The following is an 11,721-nucleotide window of genomic DNA, read 5'->3' on the forward strand; positions in this document are numbered from 1 at the left end:
GGGTATTATCAAGGCTTAACAATGCTTTGGGATAAGGAATATACGCAATGATTACGCGGGTTCAGATCAAAAACTTTCGTAGTTTAGCCGATGTTGATGTATCGTTAAATTCATTGACTGTATTAGTAGGGAAAAATGGTTCTGGTAAGAGCAGTTTTTTAGATGCATTAAGATTTGTTCGAGACGCATTAAGATTAGGCCTAGATAATGCCATTATTTCGCGGCATGGAATTGATTCATTATGGCGCTGGGCTCCAACTAGAAACTTTAATCTACAAATTACGATTACCATTAAAACGGGTGGGTTTCATGGGGAATATGGTTTTACACTTGCTCGTGGCAAAGAAACATTTCATGTCAAATCTGAATTCTGCAAATGTCAACGAGGCAATAAAATCGATAGTTTTGAAGTAAAAAATGGTCAGCTATTGGTTGATATTCAAAGTAGAAATTCGGCACTTACTCCATCAAGACGAGATTCAGTTGAAAAAAATGTTTTGACAATTCCATATCTGAGCGTTATCTCCCCATTATTTAGTCAATTACGACACCAATTAAGTGGTAGCTTTTATAGCATTTTCCCTAACACCTTGCGTGAACCACAAATTCCATCAACTAATTCAACCCTTAATGATAATGCTGATAATTTAGCTTCAATTATCCAAAAGATTAAAAGTCAAAATACTTGGTTTGAAGATCTTCGAACGGCATTAAGTATGGTTACTGATGGGATTAGTGATATTAATGTCAAAGCAGTGGGAAAGCATCTTATTACTGAGTTACTCCATCAGGATGTGAAAGTTTCTAGTCGATCAGTTAAAGAGCCATGGTTTAGCCTAGCCCAAGAGTCAGACGGTACGTTACGCATGCTGGGATTGTTGGTTGCGCTCTATCAAAAAGATAATCATAGCGGATTAATTGCTCTAGAGGAGCCTGAATTAGCATTGCACCCAGGGGCATTAGCCGTGCTGAGCGATGTGATTCGTGAGGCTAGCAAGCGCCGCCAAATTATTATTACAACTCAAAGCCCCGATTTGATTTCGCGTTTTGAAGCTGAAGAACTACGCATTGTTGAGCGTCAAAATGGCCTAACTAGTATTGGACTATTGGATGAAACTCAACGATCAGTGATTGAAGACCAACTATTTTCGGCTGGTGATCTGCTCCGAATCGAAGGTTTGCGTTCAAAATCGATCTAGGCTTGAAGTAAAGTGAGCTATCCATGCCCAAAATAGTTTCAATCGTTGAAGGTGAAGGCGAAGTTCAAGCGCTGCCAAAATTGCTTTTTAAAATCTTGCACGATTTAGGCCGTTATGACATTCAAGTGAGCCAACCAAAGAATTCCAAAGGTGTTACCAATATCTTAAAACCCCAAGGGCTAGAATATTTTCTTAGGTTAGCTGCTCGCGAGGTTGATTGTGCGGCGATTTTAGTATTGATCGATAGCGATGGGAAATGCCCGATTACTTTAGCCAAACAACTCTGTCAACGGGCAATGTTAGCCCAAATTAATCAACCAATAATGATAGTTTGCGCCCATCATATGTACGAAGCATGGCTTGTTGCCAGTATCGATTCGATTGCTGGTCAGCCGTTGGGTCAACGTGAGGGGTTGCCAGCAACGGTAAGCTTTGAGGGAGATCCCGACCAGCTTAATAATCCTAAACTATGGATTGATGATCGGTTTGTCAACGGTCGTGGTTATAAAGAATCGCTTGACCAAGCTGAAATGACTAAATTATTGGAGCTTGAATTAGCATTTGCCCAATCGCGCTCGTTCCAACGGCTCTATCATGCAGTGCAAGAAGCGCTAGCAGCAATCGATACTAACCAAATCAAGGTAACTCCGGTCTATGACGAACCAGATCCATCTGTTCTCCCTGAAACCCGTATACGCAAGCCGCGCAATTTTCTATAAAAATTCATTGTTGTCCTTGCTTATAATGCATATATGTGGCCTCAAAATCGCCCAAACTGACAAAAACCTGATAATTAGCTGAAAATTATTATTGACTTTAAGGTATCAACCCGCTATGATTGGCCTCCAAGCCCCATCTCCCTGTTGAGATGTTTATTGCCATGAACGCTGAGAACTTGTAGTTTATGGCCATGTATTGCCTTGCTGTGGTTCGTGGGCGGAACGCACACTTGTAGGAGGTTGTCGATTATGCGGCGTTATTTGCTCGCCGCCGTCGCCATTGCCCTCTTGATTATGCCAGTATTAACGATTAATGCTGGTCCAGAGCAAGTTTGGGTTGATGATTTAACGGCTGGCAGCTTTGATGGGTTGGTCGGCAGTGGCACTATCACCCTCGCTCCCAACGCCCCTCCCGCTCCTGCTTTCGTTGGTGATTATCCTCAAGCAGGTAGTTACCTTTCTTCCGAGCATCAATTTGAAGCAGTCGTTGCTGCGGTTGTGATTGATACCGATACAACGTTGACCACTGGGAGCAGTGTGCGTTTTGATGTGCGCGGCAAAAATCCCAGCGGTTCGTGGCAGATGTGGCAAGAGGCTCCGCGTGGTGGCCGCATTGCGCTCGAACGCCCAAGCACTGTGATTCAATATCGTATGTGGCTTTTGGCCAATGGTGAATCACCGCGGGCGCGTTCGGTCACAATGGTGGCTGAATGGTCAGATGGCATGACGATTCAGGCTGAATCACAAGCGCCAACCTACCGTATTTATGCCACTCGCGAGGGCTTGGTTGGCCATCGCACTGCTAACGGCCATATCATTCGCCCATACGATCAATTTGTGGCCTTGCCTTCATGGCGAGCACTCTCATCGTATCGCGGCTATGAATACCAAGTGCGCGTGACCTACAAAGGCCGTTCTAAAGTTGTGCCAGTTTGGGATGTGGGGCCGTGGAATACCCGTGACGACTATTGGTCAACCAATCGTCAATCGTGGAAAGATTTGCCACGCGGCTTGCCCGAAGCCCAAGCAGCCTATTACGATGGCTACAATGGTGGACGCGATGAGCGTGGTCGTCGCCCGAATTTGCCCAACGGCATTGATATCGCCGATGGTACATTTTGGGATTTAGGCATTCCAGATAATGCTTGGGTGGAAGTAACCTTCTTGTGGGAAGGCTATGATCCTGGGGCTGGCACGCCTGCAGCAACCCCGACCCCGAATGTTACGGCAACTCCATTGCCAGTAGCCTTGCCGCCAGCAGGCTCGATCTTGGTCGATAATCGTGATAATAGCTTCCGCGAAATGCAAGGCACATGGTTCGATGCTCGCTGTGGTTTCAATGGCTCACACCGCTGGACTAAGAGCGTCGCCAACGAAAGCCAAGTCGATAATGTTGGGGTTTGGAAAGCACCAATTACCAATCCTGGTTTCTACGAGGTCATGGCCTATATTCCGCCGTGTGGCGAGCCAGCCACCAAAAATGCCACCTATGTGATTGCCCACGACGGCAGCAATACCAAAGTGCGCGTCGATCAAGAGGCTAATCAGAATAAATGGTATTCGCTAGGGGTTTACTACTTCAAGGGTGGCAACGAAATTCGGCTTGATGATGTGACCGGTGAAGAGGGCTTGAGTGTGCGTTACGATGCCATGGCTTGGTTGCCACGCTCCGATAACACTGCGCCAAACGCCACAATCATCGATGTCAAAGATCTTGGCGAGGGCCGCTACGAGGTGCATTGGAACGGCCAAGATGATAGTACCGGGGTGGCCAGTTTCGATGTGCAGGTGCAACGCAACGGTGGTGAATGGGTCGATTGGTTGGTTACAACGACCGAACTGAAAGATACCTTTATCATCGATGTAAACGCTGCTGATGCTGAAAACAGCACCTATGGCTTCCGCGCTCGGGCGCGTGACTGGGCTGGTAATACTGGCGAGTTTCCGCCGAATGCCCAAGCAACCTCAGCCGAACCGTTGATGATTCAACAACCCTAATTCCCCTGATCTACAATCCTTCTGCTATGGCGGTTTAGCGGCGGACAAGTTGACGAATTGGTTGAATACCATTAGTCAACCTGTCCGCCCCCTAGACCGCCGCACTTCAGCATTTCAGGTTATCCCAATCCATCGCTGGGCGGTGTAAATGCTGGCCTAAGCAGCGCAGAATTAATTCAGCTTGGGTACGATCTCGGGTTGATAGAGTGGGTTTTGCTTTCAGCGCTACTTACTCTATCAACCCAAGATGTTGGGTGAACCTAAAGCACAAAGCCGCTTATTTCACCACATACGGCATATACACCAGCCATTCATCATCATCAACAATTGTGACATTGATGGTAGCTGTGCCAAGTGTGAGATTGCTGGGGTTGCTGATTGCAACACTAAAGCTTTCGTTTGGCTCCTTGACCCGATCGCCAACAATTGCCACACTGACGAGTTTTTGGGTTTCGCCAGCAGCAAAGTTGAGAGTCAGATTTTGAGCAACAAAATCACTACCAGCGCTGGCCGTGCCCGCTGTCGTGGCAAATTGCAGGCTGCTAGCCCGCCCACTCGCCGCCGAAAGCGTCACGGTAAATTGCAAGGTTGTGGTGATGCCAGAGCCTTCTACCACGCTGTTGAGACCACTCAACACGGCACTTGGAGTTGGGTCGTTATCAACAATCGTAGCTGTGCCATTTGTGCCAAGCGTTGCTCCGCCGGTCGCGCTACTGAGAACGAGCGTAAATGTTTCATCAGCTTCATCCAATGAGTCGCCAATCACCACGATTGTCACAGTTTTGCTCAGTTCGCCAGGCGCAAAACTTAGCGTACCAGCCGCTGGCGTAAAGTCCGTGCCGCTCAATGCAGTGCCAGCTAAAGTTGAATAGTTCACGGTTACTGTGGTAGCACTGGGGTTGGATAGGCTGACGTTGAATGTGGCGTTGACACTATTGGTATCGCCTTCAGTAACGTTAATTGCATTGGCGTTGATCGTTGGTGCACCATCGTCATCGATGATTGTTGCAACTGCATCAGGAGCTAACAGGCTAGCATTTTGCGGATTGCTCAGCGTCACGGTAAAAGTTTCGTTGCTTTCATCAATCAGATCACCATTGACATTCACAATAAACCGTTGGGTTAGCTGACCTGCGGGAATTGTCAAGGTTCCGCTGATTGTGGCATAATCGCTGCCGCTAGTTGCGGTGTTATCGTGGGTTGCATACTGCACACTAATTGCTTGGCCGCTCATCTCCGAAAGCATCAAGCTAACCGTCAATGGACGGGTGCCACTATTGCCTTCTTGGACAGGCGGCGCAACAAAGTTGATTATCGGAGCAGCATCATCGTCGAGAATAACCACCGTGCCAGCAGTACCAAGCGTTGCATTGACTGGGCTACTCAATTCAAGCATGAACGACTCATCGCTTTCATCAAGGATATCACCCTGGATCAACACATCGACGGTTTTACTGGTTTCGCCAGCAGTAAAGCTTAATAGACCACTGCTGATCGCAAAATCGCTGCCAGCACTCGCCGAGCCTGCTACTGTCAGATAATTAACCGTAATTGCGCTGCTGCTAGGGTTGCTCAAACTGATGGTAAGGGTTACGGTGACACTGCCACTATTGCCTTCAGATGCTTCACCATTGGCCACATTGATCACAGGCGTGGCATCGTCGTCAAGAATTGTGGCAACTGCTTCATCGTTGCTAATCGTGGTGTTGACGGCATTGCTCAAGGCTACGTTGATCGTCTCATCTGGCTCGTCAATCAAATCGCCAACCAGCGCAATATCAACCGTTTTGCTGGTTTCGCCTGGGGCAAAATTAAGCGTGCCAGTGATGGCGGTGTAATCGCTGGGTTGGTTGGCAGTCCCATCAGTCGTGCTGAATTCAACGCTAATGGGCAAATAGCTAGCATTCGAGAGCGTGACAGGCACATTAATTTGGCCTGGTGTGCCGCTGCCTTCGTTGGCGCTGGCTTCGTTTACGCTGATCGTTGGAGCAGTATCGTCATTGGTAATTGTGCCAATCCCTTGACCATCGCCGATTGCTGCGTTGGTAGCACTCAACAAATTGATAAAGAAACGTTCGTTAAGTTCAAATTGAGTATCGCCGTGAACTTCAATCGTCACTGGAATACTCAAGGTATTGGCTGGAATGGTGGCGGTTGTGCTAGCAGCAGTATAGTCATCAGGCGCAATCGCTGTATCGTCAGCCGTTACATAATCGACGACAACTGGATTGGGACTAACCGCCGATAAGCTCAACGTAAAGTTGAATTGGGTAACGCCGCTGTTGCCTTCGGTTAATGTTACATCGTTGACGCTGACGCTGGGCAAGTTGCCCACCGCTGAACAGCGTGAGAATTCCGAGGTATTGCCGCTGCCATCGACGGCGGTTGCGGTCACCCGTTGGCCCAAAGCCACAGTCGTGGTCAAATTGGCGGTATAAGAAATCGCTCCAGTTGGGCCGGTGTTGATCGCAAACGAGCCGATATAGCTTTGACCTTCGCCAAAGTTGCTCGGATCGCACGCGCCTTGACTATAGAAATCGAGGGTCAAGGCGGTATTGGTTGCGCCGATATACGAGCCAATAATTTGGGTCAAGCCCCCACCCGAGCTGGTCGATTCGACGATTGGATAGTTGAGCAGATTGTTTGGCCCAGCGTCGCTATCATTGGCATCGTTGGCAGTTACCCCATCGCCATTAGCATTGTTATCAGGGCCAAGATCGATCCCCAAGCGATTGTTGCTGAAAATGCTATTGCGCTGAATCCGCTGGGTCGTAGCAACCGCCGCACCTTGGGTAATCAGCACCCCATTTTTAGCATTGAAGGCGATCACGTTGCCAGCACCTTGCGCCGAGCCGCCGATGGTTGTGGTTGTGCCAGCCGCTACCCGCACACCATTGAATTGGTTGGCGACCCCAGTTGGGCTAGCTGGTGGAATAAAGGCATTCGTGCCGATGTAATTGCCTTGAATCACATTGCCCGACGAACTCGAGGTGAAAATGTTAATTCCATTATTGCCGTTGCCCGAAATCACGTTGCGCTCGCCGATGGTTGTGCCACCGATTTGGGTGTTGCGTGCGCCATCGAGCTTGATACCATCGCTGACATTGCCCAATGCCCCGTTGCCATTCAGGGTTGTACCAATGTAGTTGCCCTTGATGATATTGCCAATCGCCGAGCCGCCGCCAATCACAATCCCGTTGCTATTGGCTGAAATCAAGTTACGTTCGGCAGTGGTTGTGCCGCCGATCGTGTTACCCCCAACATTGAAAATATAGACCCCAGCTGATGTATTGCCCAGGGCCGAGCCACCACCATTGTTGGTGCCGATATAGTTACCAGCAATTTTATTGTTGGTTGCGCCAGCTTCGATAATTGCTACGCCATCGCTATTATTGCCCGAAATGACGTTGCGCTCAGCCGTTGTGCCCCCAACCAAGGTATTGGCGGTGCGGTCGATAAAGATCCCACGCTGGGTATTGCCAACATCGAGGGTTGCCCCAATGTTCGTACCAATAAAGTTGCCTTGAATTCGGTTGCCCAATGGCGCAGCCGTCACATTCACTAGCACGCCATGTTCGACGTTGCCCGAAATGACGTTGCCCAAAGTGCCAAATGTGCCACCAATTTGATTATTATCGCTGGCGATGCGCACGCCGCTTTTGCTATTGCCAAGAGCCGCATTGCTACTCAGCATCGTGCCAATATAGTTATTTTGGATGGTGGTTGCATTGGCTCCAGCCACCAGCGTGATGCCATCGCCATCGTTGGCCGCAATTAAGTTGCGCACATTCGATCCGCCACTACCACCAATTAAGTTGTTGGCAGATTCGACCCGCACACCCGATAAATTATTGCCAGCATCGACTGTGCCCGAGGCATCGCTGCCGATGAAATTACATTCAAGGGTATTGCCGCCGAGGGCTGCCAAACGCACGCCGTTGCCAGCAAAACGATTGATCACCAAGCCGCGAATTAGGCTACTACCACCCGTGACATCCAAGCCATTGGCGCTAGCCCCAGCCAACGAACCATTTAATTCGATCAATGGTGAATTACAGGCAGCGCCTGCTTGGCTCAAACCATCGAGAATGATTGGTGTTGTAAGCGCTGGCAATGCCGCAGTTGGCGAGATGGTACGCACGCCGCTGCCAAGCAGATTAAAGCGAATCGTGTCGGTTTGCGGGGTGGAATTGGCTAAAGTGATTGCCTCACGTAGCGAACAATCGAAGGTGGTACAAGCCCCATCATTGGTATCTAAATTGGTGCTGACCAAAATTGGCGAAGTTTGGATGCTGTTGGTTGCTTCAAATGCGCCAATATCCAAACGGCCTTCGCGCACCCGCGCAAAGCCAGGCCCACGCTGATCGGTTGCTGGGGCTGCAACAGGTGCAGGATCGCCAGTGTTGTAGGCGGGGCTATTTTGCAGCAATGCCGCCGTAGGAGTGCCACCGCCATTGTTCAGCACATCGCCCAACACTGGATCTTGGCCAGTGATGTTGGTTGCGGTTGTACCGCCAAAGACCGCGCCACTTGGCACCGTTTCGATCAAGTTATAGCCATTTGACGTAATCGTTTGGCCAGTGCCAACCCCAAGATCGGCGCTGGTAAGGGTGGTATTGGCAGCGCGTTGGGTATTATTGGCAACAATCGTGTTATATAAACTGAGGCGTAAAGCAGGCTGGCCGGCTGTGGTAACCCCATTGACCACCCCACCAACCGCCGAACCACTGCTGTTCGAGGCGGCATTGTAGGCGATCGTACTGTAATAGACATCGATCATGCCATTATTATCGTTGTAGATCGCTGCCCCAGCCTTGCCACGGTTATAGGCAATTGTGGTATTGGTGATTGCCGTGGTGAGGTTGGCCGCAGGATTTTGAATATTAACGTGGTGAATCCCAGCACCCAAGCCCAATGCGCCACTGCCTGTCACCCCGCCCGACGTGCTAGTGACGGTATTGCTCAACACAGCGCTATTGACGATAGTGGTGATACTGCCGCTGGTGCTAAATCCACCGCCATTATTTGGTGCAGTATTGCCACGAATCACGCTATTGTAGACCCTAAGCACCCCCGCGATCCCGCTGGTACGTTGGTTGCGCAAGCCCCCACCGTTGCCGCTGGTGCCAGCGGTGCTCGAAAGTACAGCGGTATTGCTGATAACGACCGTGCCACCTTGGTTAAGCACAGCGCCGCCGTTGGTAATGCCCGAGTTGGGCGCTTTACCTCGTTGCAGGGTCAAATTAAAAATTGAAAGATTGGCTGATGTCAGATTGACATTGAAAATCCGTGAGGCATTGTTGCCATCGATTTTCAAGCCAGGTGCAGCGGCTCCATCGATCACCACCAAGCGCCCAATGGTCAATTCGCCAGCAGTTAATGTGATCGTTTGACCTGCCAAACTTGAGTCAAAGACAATTGGCGAACAAGCTGCATTGGCCAACGCTGCCCGTAATGAGCCAGCTGGTGGCGAAGCAGCATCATTGGTGTTGGTAACCGTACAAACGACGCTCGGAGCACTCGCAGAACGGGCTTCAGGAAGCTGTGGTGCTGCAATGCGTGCGGCTGTTGGTTGAAGCGGAACAACAAATAATGCCAACAATAGTGCCAAATTAAGCACCAATGCACGACGACGAACTTGCATCCGCAAGGTTCGCCCTTGATGAGGGAATTGGAGCATACAAACCTCTTGCTAGACTCTCGAAGAGCAACCCTGCACTGAGCATCATTACTCTTGAGGCCAAATGAAGGTGGAGCAGATCAGCGCAGCTTCAGCGTAGTTTGTTTGCCATGACGAACGTATGCCGCAGGTTAGTACGAAGAGTAGCAGTAACAAATGACTAGGGTACTACGGAAGTGCATAGCGATTATATTCTATGGCTATATCAATTGCTAGGGAAAAATTTATTAAAATGGGAATGAGGGGTCAGGGGCTAGGGAGCAGGGGGCAGGATTCAGGGGCTAGGGAGGTGGCGGTTGGAATTTAACGCGGCGGCGCAATGGCTATGGGCTATAATGGTTTAGTACGTTCCCTCACCCCCGACCCCTCTCCCACTGTGTCGGGCGAGGGGAGCACTGCTGGAGCGGTTCCCCCTCGCCTCGTGGGCGGGAGAGGGGGCTAGGGGTGAGGGCATGCACTTCATTGCCAACCCAATGAACCATTACAGCTGACCCATAGCCAAACCCCATTCTGCGCCGCTGCGTTAAATATGTATCAATCAATTTCTCAAATTCTTCATCCTTCACCTCTCATAATTCATCCTTTTTAAAATCCTCGGCGGCGGGTTTTCAGCACGGCAATTTTGGTTGAATGATTAAACGGCGCGGGATTGGTGACTGGCTTGCCAACCCGGGTTTCAGGGTAGCCCGTGAAATCTTCAGCAATATCGAGATACTCCGCAACCTCAACATAGCCATCGGCACAAATTTTTGCCAGCAATTCAAGATATTCTTGACCGCTCAAAAACAGGGCATTATTGATTGCGATAATCGTACCGTTGTGCTCCATCAAAGGCCGCACCCGATTGAGCACCTTGGTGTAGTTTTGGGCCAAATCGACCACGCCATGATCAGTGGCAGCAAACATCGGCGGGTCAACAATCACACAATCGAACAATTCACCTTTGCGTTTGAATTTGTTCATGTGCAGCCAAAAATCGTCAGTTTGAAAATCGGGCTTATGAATTGGAAAGCCATTCAGGGTATGCGAGGTTTTGGCCACATTCAAAAAGCGCCGATTACGATCAGTTTGTACCACCCGTTTGGCTCCCGCCGCGACCGCTGCCACACCCAAACTACCAGTATAGGCAAAGGTGTTGAGCACAGTTTTATCGGCCAAATTAGCCAAAATCCACTGGCGCAAGTTGCGGGTATCCAAATACAGGCTAGCATCGCGGTTCATGGTCAGATCAAGTGCGTACCAAACTCCATGCTCGCGGATGCGCGTGGCCAAATTTGTACCATAGCGTAAAACCCCATTTTGGGCTGTTTCATCATCGCTATGGCGAGTTTTCACCAGAATCGCTTCGAGCCATGGCAAACGGGTTGGCAACCACTCCAGCACTTGCTCAACCAAGGCCTCGCCAGCTTTGGGTGGGTCGGCATAGTTATGCACCACGGCTGTGGTAGCATAGAGGTCGATCACAATTTGCGGCTCGCCCTCAAGAAACCCATTGAACAAGCGCAAACCTGCCTGATGGCGTTCGTCAAACAAGCTTTCACGAGCAACAATTGCCCGCTCTATTCGATCAGTCAAATTCACGACTGGCATAATCCATCCTTAATTGCTGTCAACAGATCGTTGGCGTTATGCTATTTTAACCGAAATAGCGATTAAGGATCGAATTAGTTCAAACTGGGGTTGATTGAGGAGACAACGTGGGGAAAGCTATTGCGGAAGGCTCAAAGCAGAATCAGATTTGAATTAAGCAATCATCGCGCAGATCAATGACGATCTGCGCAACCCAAACAACTGATTAACTAAATATCAGCGAAAGCATATAGCAAAAGAAGGAGAACGACAGAATAATCCCCGCAATCAGGATTGGCAGCGCCGCCCGCTTACCATTCTGATCAGGCATGAAGGCCCAACCCAGCACATAGACTAAAATCCCAGAGCCAATAAAGAAGCCAAAGAGCACCAGAGCAATCCGCACAATCAGCGGATCAATCCCGAAATAGCGGGCGATCCCAGCACAAACGCCAGCGAGAACCCGGCCTTCAGTTGGTCGAACAAGTTGACGTGATTGATACGACATTTGTAGCTCCTAACACACGAGAACGTTTTAATTTTATACTATTGCTGC

General features: G+C 49.6%; 6 protein-coding genes. 3 read left to right on the top strand and 3 right to left on the bottom strand.

Annotation, left to right across the window (positions count from 1 at the left end):
• The first annotated feature begins 47 nt into the window (after window positions 1-47).
• From ABEB26_RS17590 to ABEB26_RS17600, 3 genes are all read left to right on the top strand, one after another.
• Window positions 48-1,199, top strand: coding sequence for an AAA family ATPase (locus ABEB26_RS17590; protein ID WP_345723346.1), 1,152 nt, complete (start codon window positions 48-50; stop codon window positions 1,197-1,199).
• A 23-nt stretch (window positions 1,200-1,222) separates the two neighbouring features.
• On the top strand, window positions 1,223-1,918 hold the full coding sequence (locus tag ABEB26_RS17595) for a DUF4276 family protein (RefSeq protein WP_345723347.1): 696 nt from the start codon (window positions 1,223-1,225) through the stop codon (window positions 1,916-1,918).
• Window positions 1,919-2,167: 249 nt separating this feature from the next.
• Entirely contained in the window at window positions 2,168-3,916 is a 1,749-nt protein-coding gene (locus tag ABEB26_RS17600; RefSeq protein ID WP_345723348.1) for a golvesin C-terminal-like domain-containing protein, read from the top strand.
• Between the two features lie 277 nt (window positions 3,917-4,193).
• Here the strand turns inward: ABEB26_RS17600 and ABEB26_RS17605 are convergent, their stop codons facing one another.
• The 3 genes from ABEB26_RS17605 to ABEB26_RS17615 all read right to left on the bottom strand — a co-directional run bounded on the left by ABEB26_RS17605 (window position 4,194) and on the right by ABEB26_RS17615 (window position 11,673).
• Complete coding sequence (locus tag ABEB26_RS17605) at window positions 4,194-9,596, bottom strand: beta strand repeat-containing protein (RefSeq protein WP_345723349.1); 5,403 nt, start codon at window positions 9,594-9,596, stop codon at window positions 4,194-4,196.
• 585 nt (window positions 9,597-10,181) lie between these two features.
• Window positions 10,182-11,186: a class I SAM-dependent methyltransferase gene (locus ABEB26_RS17610; protein WP_345723350.1), complete on the bottom strand. Its 1,005-nt coding sequence runs from the start codon at window positions 11,184-11,186 to the stop codon at window positions 10,182-10,184.
• Window positions 11,187-11,391: 205 nt separating this feature from the next.
• Window positions 11,392-11,673 carry a PspC domain-containing protein gene (locus tag ABEB26_RS17615; protein ID WP_345723351.1) on the bottom strand — a complete coding sequence of 94 codons (282 nt, stop codon included), beginning with the start codon at window positions 11,671-11,673 and terminating at the stop codon, window positions 11,392-11,394.
• Window positions 11,674-11,721 lie beyond the last annotated feature (48 nt).

Source organism: Herpetosiphon gulosus (assembly GCF_039545135.1).
GTDB classification, from domain to species: Bacteria; Chloroflexota; Chloroflexia; order Chloroflexales; family Herpetosiphonaceae; genus Herpetosiphon; species Herpetosiphon gulosus.